The organism is Micromonospora sp. NPDC049047, assembly GCF_040649135.1.
GTDB lineage: Bacteria > Actinomycetota > Actinomycetes > Mycobacteriales > Micromonosporaceae > Micromonospora.
This window is the reverse complement of record NZ_JBEZEY010000004.1, coordinates 326,978-340,522: the sequence shown is the minus strand read 5'-3', so window position 1 is coordinate 340,522 and position 13,545 is coordinate 326,978. Positions and strand designations below refer to the sequence as shown.

Genomic DNA, 13,545 nt, shown 5'->3' with positions numbered 1-13,545 from the left:
CTTCTCCGGCAACGACAGATCGGCGCCGGCCATTGTCACAAGGGCCGGCGCCGATCGGTACGCGCGCTTACAAAGGTAGGGTGACCAGAGGACTCGCCACACCATTGGCGTCCACCGACTGCACCTGAAGCTGCTTGATGTCCTCCACCGGGGCCGACGTCGACGCACTCAGCTCCAGACCCTGCGGGCGGGTGTTGGTGCCGTAACCGCCATCCGGAACCGACCAGCTGGAAATGACCTCGGTGCTGGCGTTCTTCCGCACCACCACCAGCCGACAGACGCGCGGACCGGGCAGCTTCCGCAGGCTGAAATTGATCCGCGTCCCGTACTCCCGCTTCACCAGGAACATGGTGGTCTGCACGCCGGTCGTCGGGTCGGTGGCCTCGACCTGGTCGCCCTCCTCCTCGGTGCCGCCGACACCCGGGCCGCTCGGCGGAGCCGTCGGCCCGCTCGTCTCCGGGTCGACAGGTGCGTTCTGCGTCGGACCGGCGATCGGCGGTGCCGGGTCGCTGTCGGTCACGCTGACGAAGCCGTACCCGCTCAGCCCGCCGAAGACCACCACCGCGGCGGCCGTCGCGAGCAGCTGACGAAACCGGGTACGCCGCCGGTCGGCCCGAACCGCGCCAAGCGTCCGGTTCAGCAACCCCGGGTCGGTCGCCGTCTGCTCGAGCGCCATCATCGTCTCGCCGTCGATGTCGGACAGCAGCCCGACAACCGGCACCATCGTCTCCAACTCGGCCGCGCACGCCCAGCAGGTGGCGAGATGCTCCTCGAACCGCTCAGTGTCCTGCTCGTCGAGCACACCGAGCGCGTACGCCGCGACGTCCATGTGGTCCGGCCGGCTCATTCTGTCACCCCCCGCTCCTGCAGAGCCGTGCGCAACGCGCGCAACGCGTAGTAGACCCTCGACTTGGCAGTGCCCAGTGGCAGCCCCAACTCCTCGGCGGCCTCCGGCACCGTCCGCCCCCGGAAGTACGTCGAGATCAGGATCTCCCGGTGCGACTGACTGAGCGTACGCAGGGCGTCCGCCACCGTCATGGTCCGCAGCACCCGGTCGGTGCTGTCCGCCTCGGCGAACGCGGTGAGATCCCGGTCGTACGTCTCCGGCGGCCGGGCCTCCTGGCTGCGGTGCTCGTCGATGGCGATCCGCCGGGCCACCGTCACCAGCCACGGCCGCAGCGACCCCTGCCCCTGCGTGCCCAGGCGGTGCGCGTTACGCCAGGCCCGCAGCAGCGTCTCCTGGACGATGTCCTCCGCGCGCTGCCGGTCCCCCCCGGTGAGGCGCATGACGAACATCAGCAACGGGCCGGCGTGCTCGGCGTAGAGCTGACGGATCAACTGGTCGGAGTGGCTGGCCTCGGTTGTCGTCGCCTGATGGCGTCCGGGCGCCGGTCGCGGCGTCACCGGACCATTCTGGCGAGACGTCGCGTGCGCGTCGACCCCCCGGGCAGACGACGTCGGCCGAGACGAGGAGCGCGCCGACATCCAGTCCGCGCCGACCACGTCGCCATGCCAACCGGCCGCCACCGCATGCATGCAGACCTCCGGGGTGTCCGTAACCATCGCCGACCCACGAAGCGGGCCGCCCGGTGGTACGCAGCAGCGCCCCAAGCGGATCAACAGACGGCGAAAAAGTTCTCCGAAGCTGCCAGGTGGACGGTCAGCGGCGGACGGAGAACAGGCCCGGCGGGGGCGGATCGGAGCCCGTGGCGTCGGCGTCGCGGACCACCTGCGCGCCGCCGGCGAAGCGGTCCAACTCGTCGCCGGCCACCACCCGCCCGGGGAACCAGTCGCCGGCAGCCCGTCGGGTCAGCTCCGGCACCGGCGGGGTGGACCGCCCGGCCACCAGCACCAGGTTTCCGTACCGGCGGCCCCGCAACACCGCGGCGTCGCCGACCAGACAGGCCTGCGGCAGCACCGAGCGGACCGTGGCGACCTGCCCCCGCGCGTGCCGCAGCGGCGGCCCGTCGGCCAGGTTGGCCAGATACCAGCCCGCGGGGCGGAGCACCCGGGCCACCTCCGCCGCGTACTCCACCGAGGTCAGATGAGCCGGGGTACGGGCACCGGCGAACACGTCGGCGACCACCACGTCGTAACTCGCGTCCCGGCTGGCGGACAACACGGCCCGCGCATCCTCCACGCGGACCCGCAGCCGGGCGTCGGACGGCCACGGAAGCGCCCGCCGGACCAGCTCCACAAGCGCACCGTCCACCTCGGCCACCCGCTGGGTGGAACCGGGCCGGGTGCTCGACACGTAGCGGGGCAGGGTCAGGGCCCCGCCGCCCAGATGCAGCACCCGCAACGGCGCACCGGCCGGTGCGATCAGATCCACAGCGGCGGCCAGCCGCCGCACGTACTCGAATTCCAGGTGGGTCGGGTCGGTCAGGTCGACGTGCGACTGCGGCGCGCCGTCCAGCAGTAGCGTCCACGAGCCGGCCCGGTCCGGGTCCGGCACCAGCTCGGCCCGCCCGGTGTCGACCTGCTCGACCACCCGGTCAGCCGCCCGTTTGCGTCCCATCGCGACCAGCGCCCGTTCTACCGGGCCGCACGGGCCGCGGCGGTCAACGCGCGGTGCAGCAGCCGGGAATCGCCGAGCAGGGCCCGCAGCCGACGCTCCAGGCCGGCGATCGGGATCAGATTCTGCGGCGCCCGCGGGTCCTTGTACGGGGTGGACGCGAAGCGGGGCAGGGTGACAAGCGACAGGTCGGCCAGCTCGATCGCCGCCTCGACGGGCAGATCGGCCGAACACTCCACCCGGACGATGCCCGCCCACGGGGCGCCGACCGCCACCGGCAACCGCAAATACCACGACCAACCACCCCAGGCGGTGCCCAGCCGGAACACCGGCGACCGCTCACCCGACTTCATACCGGTCACCACAGCGGTAAGCCGGGCATCCAGATATTGGCTGTGCTGGGTCTTGATGTAGCCGAGGGTGCGCGGCAACTGCCGGCGACTGCGCAACGGGCCGTCCACCACAAGCAGGTCGCCGTCGACCCGGGCGGCGTCGGACACCGCCACCTCGAGCGCGGTCAGCGGGCCCTGCACGGCGGCCGGCAGCTTCGCCAGCTCACCGGTGCCACCCACCCGGTGCACCGGGTAACGGATCGCGCCGGCCACCACGTCCTGCGCCGACGGGCTCGCCGTGAACAGACCCCGACCGACCCGGGTGCCGGCCAACTGCGCGGCACCCCGACCCAGGTCGCACCGGACCACACCGGCCGCGTACGAGGCGGCCAGCCCGGGAAACGACAGACCGTCGGTCTCCGCAGTCCAGATGCTCGCGTCGATCCGGCGAACCCCGTCCACGAGCAGCACCACGTCGGGCGCCCGCACCTGGGGGCGTACCCCGATCGCCCGCCAGTCCACCGCGGGCAACTCCACATCCGCGTCGACCTGCGCGCTACTCGGTGCGGCCGGCCCGGCCGCCGACGCCTCGAACGACGCCCCGTACGCGGGATCCCACGAGTCGACGAAGAACGCCGCGTCGCTCACCGGCCCGTCCGCTCCACCCGCGCCGAGCGGGCGTCCTTGCGCACCTCGAAGCGGACCGGGATCCGTTCGGCGAGCGCCGGCACGTGGGTGACCACACCGACCATCCGGTCGCCCCGGGCGGCCAGGTTTTCCAAGGTCGCGGCGACCGTGTCCAGGGTCGCCGCGTCCAGCGTGCCGAACCCCTCGTCCAGGACGATCGACTCCAGGCTCGCCGCCGTTGTCGACATCCCGGCCAACTGCTCGGAGAGCGCCAGCGCCAACGCCAGCGACGCCTGGAACGTCTCACCACCGGAGAGGGTGCGCACGCCCCGGCGCAGACCCGCGTCGTGGTGGTCGACAACGGCGAACTCGCCCTTGTCGTGTACCAGCTCGTACTGGCCGGAGGAGAGCTCCCGCAGGATCCCCGACGCGCCGTCGACGAGCAGGTCCAACGCCTCGGCCAGCAACCACCGTTCGAAGTTGTTGGCCCGCAGGTGCCCGGCGAGCGCGCGGGCCACCTGCGCCTCCCGCTCGTGCCCGGCCCGCTGCTCGCGCAACGTGCCGGCCTGCTCCCGGCGCTCCCGCAGCCGGCGGCGCTCGGCGTCGGCCCGCTCCACCGCCACCGTCGCCGCGTGCACCGGATCGTCGCCGACCGGTACGTCGGCGTCGGCGAAGATGCCGGCGATGCGCCGCTGCACCGCGTCGGCCACCGACTCGGCCTCGGCGACAGCGACCGCCCGGCTCGCCCGATCGGCGCGGCGACGATCCGCCTCGGTGGTCACCCAACCGGTCAACGCCGCCCACGCGGCGGCCACGTCGTCCCGGTCTGTGCCCGGTGGGCCGAACCGGGCCAACCCGTCCCGGGCCGTGTCGAAGGCCCGCCACGCCGCCCGCAGCCGCTCCTCGGCGGCATCCACCCCGGAGCGGGCCTGGCGCGCGGCCTCCCGGCCGGCCCGCACCGCGGTCGCCGCCTCCTCCAGAGCCCGCCGCAACCGGGCGTGCTCGGCCAACTCCCGACGCAACACGGCCGGCTCCGCCGCGCCGGCGAGCTGGCCGTCCAACTCGGCCAGTCGGGCCTCCACCTGCTCCTGGCGGGCCCGCGCCTGCACCAGCAGCCGTTCCAGCTCACGCGCCGCCGTGTCCCGCTGCTGCACCGTCGCCTGCGCGGCCTTTGTCGCGGCCCGCGCCGCCTTACCCGCCGCCGTCGCCGCTGCCACCGCCGAATCGGCAGGCACCGCCGGGACCCGCTGCACCGGCTGCTCACACACCGGGCAGGCCGCGCCGGCGTGCAGGTGCACCCGCAGACCGACCGCCAGGTCGGTGGCCTTCGCCTCCTCGTGCGCCCGGAAGGCCGCCTCCAGCTCGGCCTCGGCCCGCTCGGCCGCCGCGCGGGCCGTGACCAGCGCGGCCACCGCCGTGGCGTGCTCGTCGTCCGCCGCGCGCACCGCGGCGCGGACCGTCTCGGCCTCGCCGGACAACCGATCCCGATCGTCGTACGCCCGCAACAGCAGCCGCACCGCGCTCTCGTCGCCAGCACCGGCCAGCTCGCCGCGAAGCTTCTCCTCCCGCTCCTCGGCCAACGACACAGCGGCCGCCGCCGCCTCGGCGTCGGCCCGTGCCGCGGTGACCGCGCGGGCCACCTCGGCCACCCCGGCGGGAGCGCGCACCCCGGCCAGGACCGCCAACTCGTCGTCGAGCGCGGTGAGCGCCGCCGCCGCCTCCCGGGCCGCGGCGCGGGCCGCCGCCAGCTCCGGCACCGCGACGGCCACAGTGCCGGCCAGCTCGGCCATCCGGTCGACCCGCGCGTCGGCCTCGGCCAACGCCTCGTCGTCCACCCCGGTCAGCCCGGCGAGCACCTGGTCGACCGCCTCCAACCGGGCCTCCGCCTGCGCGGCGCGCGCCGTCGCCTTCTTCTGCACATCCTCGTAGACCCCGAGGCCGAGCAGGTTGACCAGGATCTGCTGCCGGGTCGCCGGCTTGGCGTGCAGGAAATCGGCGAACTGCCCCTGCGGCAGCACCACGCAGCTGGTGAACTGCTCGTACGGCAGGCCCACCGCCTCCAGCACCGCCTGCTCCATCTCGGCGGGGGTGCCGGCGACCACCTCGCCGAGGTCGTCCGGGCTCAACCCGGTGTCCAGCTTGGTCACGTCGAAGCCGGCCGGCATCAGCTGCAACCCGGCGTTGGCGGTCTTGACGTTGCCCCGGCCGTCCCGGCGGACCACCCGGGTGGCGACATAGCGGGCCCCACCGGACTCGAAGACCAACCGCACCCGGGCCTCGGTCGCCGACGGCGCGAGCGCGTTCGCCAACCCTCGCGGGCCACCCCAGCGGGGCACCATGCCGTAGAGGGCGAAGCAGATGGCGTCGAGCACAGTGGACTTGCCCGAGCCGGTCGGGCCGATCAGGGCGAAGAAGTCGGCGTCGGTGAAGTCGACAGTGGTGTCGTCCCGGAAGACAGTGAACCCGGCCATGTCCAACCGCATCGGACGCATCAGTGCTCGACCTCCTCGAAGAGCTCGTCGAAGAGCTCCCGGACGCCCTCGTCGGCGTGCCCCCGGCTGTCCAGGTAGTCGGCGAACAACTCCCGGGGCGAACGCCCCGAGCGCTGCGCGATGCGGGCACCGCTGCCCGGTGCCGCCAACAGCTCCGGGTCGATCCGGATCTCCAGGGCCCGGGGCAGCAGCTCCTGGACCTCCTCGCGTAGACCGGCGCGGGGTTGCTCCCGCACGTACACCCGCAGCCACGCGTCCGGTGCCTCGATCTCGGCGAGCTGGGCCAGAGTGCCCCGCACCGTGCGCAACGCGCTCGCCGCCGTCACCGGCACCTCCCGCACCCGCGCGGCGGTGCTCGCCGTCACCTCGACGATCGTCACCGAGGGGACGTTCTCCTGCTCACCGAAGTCGACAGCGAGCGGACTGCCGCTGTAGCGCACCGGGCAGGGACCGATGACCCGCTGCGCCCGGTGCAGGTGACCCAGCGCCACGTAGTGCGCGGTGGCCGGGAAGACGGTGGCCGGAACCGCGTAGCCCAAGACGGTGTGCGCGTCCCGCTCACCGCCACCGGTGGTCGCGCCGGTCACCGTCAGGTGCGCGGTGACCAGGTGCACCCGGTCCGGCTCGGTGAAACCCTCGGTGAGTCGCCCCAGCACCCGGCCCAGGTGGTCGGCGTACGTCTGGTTGGTCTCCGCGGCGGTCAGGTCGTACATCTCCACGGCGCGCACCGCGTACCGCTGGGACAGGAACGGCAACGCGGCCAGCTGCCACCGCTCACCGCCGGCGGTGGTGCCGTCGATCACGTGTTCGTCCGGATCGTCCCGCACCCCACCGCGCAGCGTGATGCCGGCGGCATCGGCCCACGGACGCAGCGCGTCAAGCGCGGGGCCGTTGTCGTGGTTGCCGCCGATGGCCACCACGTCCGCGCCGATGCGGCGCAGCGCGGTCAACGCCCGGGTGACCAGGCGGGTCGCCTCCGAGCTGGGCGCGGCGGTGTCGTAGAGGTCACCGGCGACGATCACCAGATCCGGCTGCTCGGCACGGGCGATGTCGATCACCCCGGCCAGCACGGCCTTGTGCTCGTCGGCCCGCGACTGCCCCTTGAGCACCTTTCCCACATGCCAGTCGGAGGTGTGCAGAATCTTCATGGCTGTGCCGGCCCCTACCTAGAACGGGATGTCGTCGTCGGTGCTGCCGCCGCCGGAGCCCACCACGGCGAACGGATCGGCGGACTGGGTGATCGAACGCAGCGTCTCCGATGGTGCCCGGCCCGCCTCGGAGACCCGGGTGGCCCAGGCCGGGAACGGGAACTCCAGGCACAGCGGCACCGGAATGTCCGGCTGGTTGACGAACATCGTGCCCGGTTTGGCGAGCAGCGCCCGCTGCCGCTGGGCGGGTGGGAGGAAGCCGTACTCCGGGCGGGACGCCTCGGCCGGGTCGAGCCGGCCCACCACCCGGATCGCCGAGTTGGTGACGATCCGCCGCTCCACCTCGCTCGCCGTCTGCTGCGCGCCGATCAGGATCACCCCGAGCGAGCGGCCCCGCTCGGCGATGTCGAGCAGCACCTCCTTGATCGGCGAGGAGCCCTCCCGGGGGGCGTACTTGTTGAGCTCGTCGAGGACGACGAAGAGCAGCGGCTTGGCGGTGCCGGACTTCTCCTTGCGCTCGAACTCGCTCTTCAGCGTCACACCGACCACGAACCGCTGCGCGCGATCGGGAAGGTTGTGCAGGTCGACCACCGTCACCTGCGCCGACTCGCTGGTGTTGATCGAGTGTGGGCGGCGGGTGGCCAGGTCGCCACGGATCAGCCGGGCCAGGTCCTTCTTGCTGCCGATCAACCGTCGGGCGAACGCGTTGACGGTGCCCAGACCCACCGCGCTGCCCGCCCAGTCGGAGCGGGTCTCGTCGTCGTTGAGCTGGTCGACGATGTGGTCGACCAGGTCGCCGTAGGAGCCGAGCCGCACGCCGTCGATGCTCACCCCACCGTCGGCCGGCTGGGCGTAGCGGGCCAGGTGCGCGGCCACCGAGTGGACCACCATCGTGTACTGCTGACGCTCGTCGTCGGCGTCGGCGAAGACGTACGGCAGCAGACGGTCGGCGCAGAACTCGTCGAGCGTCCAGTAGAACGAGTCCACCCCGGTGAGCCGGCTGCTCACGTCCGGCGTGCCGGCCGCGTCACCGACCCGGGGCGGGGCGTACACCCGCACGTCGGGGAACGCGCCGGCACTCAACCCGAGCTTCGCGTACGCCGCGCGGGTGGGCTCGTCCAGGCGGGTGTTCGGGTGGTCGAGGAAGAGCAGGTCCTCGCCCTTGACGTTGAAGATCAGCGCCTTGGCGTTCACCGCGTCGCCGCCGAGCACTCCGGAGCGGAAGACCGAGTAGAGCAGGAACGTCGCGAAGCTGGTCTTGGTGGCCACCCCCGAGATGCCGGAGATGGAGACGTGCGCGCCCCGGCTGCCGTCGAGGAAGTCGGCGTTGAGATAGACCGGGACGCCGTCGCGACCCATCCCCATCGGGATGCGCCGCTCCATCCGGTCGAAGTGCAGCGCCCGCGCCCGGGCGTCGCCCTCGGCCCGGTGCACCACCGCGCCCGGGGTCGGCGGCACGTACAACTCCGGATCGACCCGGGTGGTGGTGACCTCGGCCGCCTCCTGCACCATCGCGGGCAGTGTGCCGTCGGCGATGGCGAACACGTCGGAGTCGAACTGGGCGCCCTCGTGCCGGGCGCGGACCTGGGTGACCACGCCGGCGATCGTCACCGGCTCCCGGTCGGGCAGCTCGCGCCGGGTGACCACCACGTCGTCGAGCTGGAGATAACTGCCGGGCGCCACTGCCGTCCAGAACTGCAACGGTGTGGCGTCGGCGGTGCCCAGCACCCGCCCGACCGCCTCGCCAGGGCTGTCGAGGTCGGCGTCGGTCATCGGGCGACTCGGGTCGCTCGGGCAGCGTGGTCGGGAAGCATGACGTGCATCCTGCCCGAGGAGTACGACAGGTCGCCACGCGACGCGGCGGACGACACCCTGCGTCGGCGCACTCGGGACGCTCGGTGTGCGACCGAGCGCACGCGGTAGCCGGTCGGGTTGCGGGGATCCGCCGCCCGCCGGGACTCAACCTCCCGGTCGGCGGGCGCGTTATTCAGGTATGGAGCACCAATGAATGACGACTTCGGCACCTTCGTCGCGACGAGCGGCCCTCGCCTGCTCCGCTTCGCTGTGCTGATCACCGGTCAGCGGGCCGATGCCGAGGATCTGTTGCAGGAGGTGTTGGAGCAGGCGTACCCCCGCTGGCACGCGGTCCGACAACGGCAGCCGGAAGCCTATCTGCGCCGGGCCATGACCAACCGGCTGGTCAGCCGGTGGCGTTCACCGTGGAGCCGACGCCGGGTCGCGCACCTGCCGGACGCGGCGGCCCGGCGGGACGAGATGGCCCGGGTCGACGACCGGGAGGTGCTCCTGGCGGCGTTGCGGGAGCTTCCGCCACGGATGCGGGCGGTGGTGGTGTTGCGGTACTGGCTCGGCCTGTCCGAGGCGGAGGCGGCCGCCGAGTTGGACTGCTCCGCGGGCTCGGTGAAGAGCCAGGCCTCCCGTGGTCTGCACCGCCTGCGGGTCCGACTGGAAGCTGCCGGTGTCACCCCACTCGACCTCGACCTCCCGGAGCACAACCATGCGTGATCACGACCTGGCTCAGCTGCTCGACCGGGCTGTCGCGTCCGTCGAACTGCCCTCGGGTCTCGCCCGCCGTGTCGTCGCCGGCAGCCGGGCGCGTCGACGCCGGCACCTGCTGTTGTCCGGTGCTGCCGCGGCCACGGTGCTCGCTGCCGGGGCACTGCTGCTCCCGCAACTGGACCCGCTCGGTCGCGATGGCGGCAGCGCCGTCGGGGGCAACGAGCCCAGCGCGGCTGCCGACGTCCCGGCCGGGATCACCGGACCCGACGGTCGAGCGGTGACACCGGCGCAGGTGGTCGCCGTCGGCCGGGCCGGGACGGAGACGCTCGTCCTTGTCGAACGAGATCCGCGCGCCGAGGAGCGGGCGATCGGGGGACAGGCGGTCGAGGTGTGGATCGCCCCGGACGAGGGCCGTCCACGCCGGGCGGCCGACTACCTCTCGTACGACCTGGCGTGCATCGACGGCGACGCGGTCTGCGCTGCCGTCCGAGCCACCGGCAGCGGGCTGGGCGTGGCAGTGGCCCGGCGCTCCGGCGGCCGGCTCTACGTGCTGGTCCAGGCGCCGCCGGGGCGTACCGTCGAGGTCGTGGCCGACGGCGTGCCGCACCCGCTCGGCCCGGCCCCGCGCGGCGCGGTGGTGGAGGTGGTCGCCGCCGATCCGTACGACGGGGTGCAGGTCTGGGTGGGCACCGCGGACGGCGGGCGCTACCGGATACCGTGGGCGCCCGGCGCGGTGCTCAGCGACTGAGCCCCGACCCGCGCGCCACAGCCGGACGCTCGGCGGATAGCTCTCAGCGGCGGGCGTGGCGGAGCAGGAGGACACCGTCCTCGGCGGCCAGCACGTGCCGCAGCGGCAACTGGCGGGGCGGGGCGGCGTCGCCGGCGGTGATCCGGCCGGGGCCGGGGCCGGCGAGCAGTGGCGCGATGGTCAGGCAGAGCTCGTCGACCAGGTCGGCGGCGGTGAGCGCGCCGAACAGGTGCGGGCCGCCCTCGCAGAGCAGTTGGGTGAGCCCGCGTCGGTGCAGTTCGGCGAGGCCGGCGGCCAGGTCGACCCGGTCGGTGCCGCAGCGCAGCAGGTCGGCCACGTCGGTCAGGCCGGGTGGTGGCTCGGCGTCGGCGTGGGTGAGCACGATCGGCCGGGTCGGTGCGTCGGCGAAGGCGGCCTGCGCCGGATCCAGGTCGAGCGAGCCGGAGACGACCACGAGCGTGGGGTATTCGACCAGGCCGCAGTCGCGACGCCAGGCGCGGCGGCGTTCGTTCAGGCGGACCGCCCGGTAGTCCTCGTGGCGAAGTGTGCCGGCGGCCACCACAAGCGCGTCACAGACCATCCGGAGTACGCCGAACACCCGCTTGTCCGGCTCGCCGGAGAGCCCGGCCGAGTAGCCGTCCACGGTGACCGCGCCGTCCAGGCTGCTGACGAAGTTGACACGCAGTCGGGGTTCGTCCGCGCGGCCGTAGAGGGCGGTGAGCGCGGTGTCGTCGAGCGGCTGGGTCGACGGCTCGGGCCAGAGCCGCCGGATCGGAATTCCGACGGTCATTCGCCGGCCGGACCGGTGACGGGCGGGGTCGGTTCGGCGGTACGGTGCTGGCAGTCGCACCAGTTCCGGCCCGGGCAGTCGTCGTGTCGCCGGGCCCGGCACGCTCGGCAGATCATGCTCGCAGCCTAAGCCGCGGGAGGACAGGACAGCATGCCGCGTCAGATCTTCCAGCTGAAGATGTCCCTCGCCGGCGTCCGTCCGGCGGTGTGGCGGCAGGTGCTCGTGCCGGCCGGCTACACGCTCGACCGGCTGCACCGGGTGGTGCAGCACGCCATGGGTTGGCGGGACTGTCGCCTGCACTCGTTCGAGATCGACGCCGTGCAGTACGGCGAGCCCGACCCGGACGGAGAGTTGGCGGTGCACGACGAGCTGGACGTGCGGCTGGACGCGGTCCTCGGCAAGGGCAGCCGGTTCTCCTACACCTACGACTTCGGCGACTGGTGGGAGCACGACCTGGTAGTGGAGGACGCGTTGACCGCGGATCCCGACGAGCGGTATCCGGTCTGCCTGGACGGCGAACGGGCCTGCCCACCGGAGGGTGTCGGCGGGCCGTCGGGCTACCAGGCACTCCTTGTCGCGTTGGCGGACGAGGGCGGCCCGGCCGGCCCGGTAGATTCCCGGCAGGCGGCGCTGCGCGACTGGGTGGGCGACACCTTCGACCCGTCCCGCTTCGACCCCGACCGCGCCACCACCCTGTTGCGCCGCTTTTCCTAGCCCCACCATTCGGGGTTGTTATCGCAGAATTGCGGCGGCAGCGCGATTCCGGACCGGAACCTCTTGATCACCCATGGTGTGCGGGTGGGGAGGGACAGCGGGGGTGCCCATTTGTGGTAGAGAATCCGGGCTAGCTGGGCGGTAACGATCTGGGAACGCTCCCAACGTCCTATTGACACCCCCGTTACCTGTCGGCAATCTCATGGGAGCGCTCCCGGAGGTGGCATCGATCACTCACTCACCCTGGCGTGGCGCGATGAGCACACCCCCCACCACACACATCAGCCTCACCACCGAAAAGAGGGGTCAGCGAATGAGTGTCACCACGCGGCGTACCCGCCTGGCGGCCGCTGCCCTGGCCGCGATCACCGCGGTCAGCGGTCTCGCAGCCTGTGGCAACGACGACGACAAGCCGGCGGCCGGCGAGAAGCCGGCCAAGCTGGTCGTCGACACGTTCGGCGAGTTCGGTTACGAAGAGCTCGTCAAGCAGTACGAGAAGGACACCGGCATCAAGGTCGAGCTGCGCAAGACCGCGCAGCTCGCCGAGTACCGGCCGAAGCTGGTCCGCTACCTGGCCACCGGCAAGGGTGCGGCGGACGTCACCGCCCTGGAAGAGGGCATCCTCAACGAGTTCAAGACCAACCCGCGCAACTGGACCGACCTCAACCCGCTCATCGCGGACCACTCCAAGGAGTACCTGCCCTGGAAGTGGGAGTTGGGCAAGTCGCAGGACGGCCGGCTGGTCGGCCTGCCGACCGACGTCGGCAGCCTCGCCGTCTGCTACCGCAAGGACCTGTTCCAGGCGGCCGGCCTGCCGTCCGAGCGCGACCAGGTGTCGGCGCTCTGGCCGGACTGGAAGGGCTTCCACGACGCCGGTCTGAAGTACAAGCAGGCCACCGGCAAGGCGTTCGTCGACTCGATCACCGCCGTCAACAACGGCGTGATGTTCCAGGGCAACGGTGATCTGTTCTACGACAAGGAGAACAACATCATCGCGGACACCAGCCCCGCGGTGAAGAACGCCTGGGAGACCGCCACCTCGATGGCCGACATCTCCGCCAAGGCGCAGACCTGGTCGCCGGAGTGGTCGGGCGGCTTCAAGCAGGGCACCTTCGCGGCGACCTTCTGCCCGTCCTGGATGCTCGGCATCGTCTCGGAGAACTCTGGCCCGGCCAACAAGGGCAAGTGGGATGTCGCGGCCGTGCCCGGTGGCGGCGGTAACTGGGGTGGCTCGTGGCTCGCGGTTCCGGAGCAGAGCAAGTACCCGAAGGAGGCGGCGAAGCTCGCCGAGTACCTGACCAACGCGAAGAGCCAGGTGGAGGCCTTCAAGGCCAAGGGCCCGCTGCCCACCAACCTGGAGGCGCTGAAGAACGATGCGTTCACCAGCTACACCAACGAGTACTTCAGCGGCGCGCCGACCGGCAAGATCTTCGGTGAGAGCGTTGCCAAGATCCAGCCGATCCACCTGGGCCCGAAGCACCAGGCGATCAAGGAGAACGCGCTCGAGCCGGCCCTGCGGGCGTTCGAGAACGGGCGGGCCGACAAGGCGAAGGCCTGGGAGCAGTTCACGAAGGACGCAAAGACTCAGGGTGCCTTCTGAGTGATTCCCTGCCGGTGGCGTTCGGGGGTTCCCGGACGCCACCGGCCGGTCCCCTCCGCGTA

The 13,545-nt window shown here is 72.4% G+C and carries 12 protein-coding genes; 4 read left to right on the top strand and 8 right to left on the bottom strand.

All coding sequences use genetic code 11. From position 1 onward, the window contains the following. Window positions 1–67: 67 nt before the first annotated feature. From AB0B86_RS09675 to AB0B86_RS09645, 7 genes are all read right to left on the bottom strand, one after another. Entirely contained in the window at window positions 68–847 is a 780-nt protein-coding gene (locus AB0B86_RS09675) for a zf-HC2 domain-containing protein (protein ID WP_357417179.1), read from the bottom strand. Further along, complete coding sequence (locus tag AB0B86_RS09670; protein ID WP_355029379.1) at window positions 844–1,536, bottom strand: sigma-70 family RNA polymerase sigma factor; 693 nt, start codon at window positions 1,534–1,536, stop codon at window positions 844–846. The genes AB0B86_RS09675 and AB0B86_RS09670 overlap by 4 nt, the downstream gene beginning before the upstream one ends. Before the next feature lie 124 nt (window positions 1,537–1,660). Further along, a complete protein-coding gene (locus AB0B86_RS09665; RefSeq protein ID WP_357408041.1) occupies window positions 1,661–2,518 on the bottom strand; it encodes a fused MFS/spermidine synthase in 858 nt (285 codons plus the stop codon). A 17-nt stretch (window positions 2,519–2,535) separates the two neighbouring features. After that, a complete protein-coding gene (locus tag AB0B86_RS09660) occupies window positions 2,536–3,495 on the bottom strand; it encodes a hypothetical protein (RefSeq protein WP_357408039.1) in 960 nt (319 codons plus the stop codon). Next, window positions 3,492–5,966: an SMC family ATPase gene (locus tag AB0B86_RS09655; RefSeq protein ID WP_357408037.1), complete on the bottom strand. Its 2,475-nt coding sequence runs from the start codon at window positions 5,964–5,966 to the stop codon at window positions 3,492–3,494. Before AB0B86_RS09655 ends, AB0B86_RS09660 begins: the two co-directional genes overlap by 4 nt. Beyond that, complete coding sequence (locus AB0B86_RS09650) at window positions 5,966–7,114, bottom strand: exonuclease SbcCD subunit D (RefSeq protein WP_357408035.1); 1,149 nt, start codon at window positions 7,112–7,114, stop codon at window positions 5,966–5,968. The genes AB0B86_RS09655 and AB0B86_RS09650 overlap by 1 nt, the downstream gene beginning before the upstream one ends. Window positions 7,115–7,132: 18 nt before the next feature. Beyond that, window positions 7,133–8,887 (bottom strand): ATP-binding protein, encoded by a 1,755-nt coding sequence (locus tag AB0B86_RS09645; RefSeq protein WP_357408033.1) that lies wholly within the window; start codon window positions 8,885–8,887, stop codon window positions 7,133–7,135. Window positions 8,888–9,118: 231 nt separating this feature from the next. Here AB0B86_RS09645 and AB0B86_RS09640 point away from each other — a divergent pair, with 231 nt between their 5' ends. Next, window positions 9,119–9,637 (top strand): SigE family RNA polymerase sigma factor, encoded by a 519-nt coding sequence (locus AB0B86_RS09640; RefSeq protein ID WP_357408031.1) that lies wholly within the window; start codon window positions 9,119–9,121, stop codon window positions 9,635–9,637. Beyond that, the gene (locus AB0B86_RS09635) at window positions 9,630–10,379 is read left to right on the top strand and encodes a hypothetical protein (RefSeq protein WP_357408030.1); all 750 of its coding nucleotides are present in this window, start codon (window positions 9,630–9,632) and stop codon (window positions 10,377–10,379) included. Before AB0B86_RS09640 ends, AB0B86_RS09635 begins: the two co-directional genes overlap by 8 nt. 43 nt (window positions 10,380–10,422) lie before the next feature. Here AB0B86_RS09635 and AB0B86_RS09630 read toward each other — a convergent pair whose 3' ends face one another. Then, complete coding sequence (locus tag AB0B86_RS09630; RefSeq protein WP_357408028.1) at window positions 10,423–11,169, bottom strand: pyrimidine reductase family protein; 747 nt, start codon at window positions 11,167–11,169, stop codon at window positions 10,423–10,425. Between the two features lie 150 nt (window positions 11,170–11,319). Between AB0B86_RS09630 and AB0B86_RS09625 the strand changes: the two genes are divergently transcribed. Both AB0B86_RS09625 and AB0B86_RS09620 read left to right on the top strand, forming a co-directional pair. Next, the gene (locus tag AB0B86_RS09625; protein WP_357417175.1) at window positions 11,320–11,883 is read left to right on the top strand and encodes a plasmid pRiA4b ORF-3 family protein; all 564 of its coding nucleotides are present in this window, start codon (window positions 11,320–11,322) and stop codon (window positions 11,881–11,883) included. A 313-nt stretch (window positions 11,884–12,196) separates the two neighbouring features. After that, on the top strand, window positions 12,197–13,483 hold the full coding sequence (locus AB0B86_RS09620) for an extracellular solute-binding protein (protein ID WP_357417173.1): 1,287 nt from the start codon (window positions 12,197–12,199) through the stop codon (window positions 13,481–13,483). The last annotated feature ends 62 nt before the right edge of the window (window positions 13,484–13,545 follow it).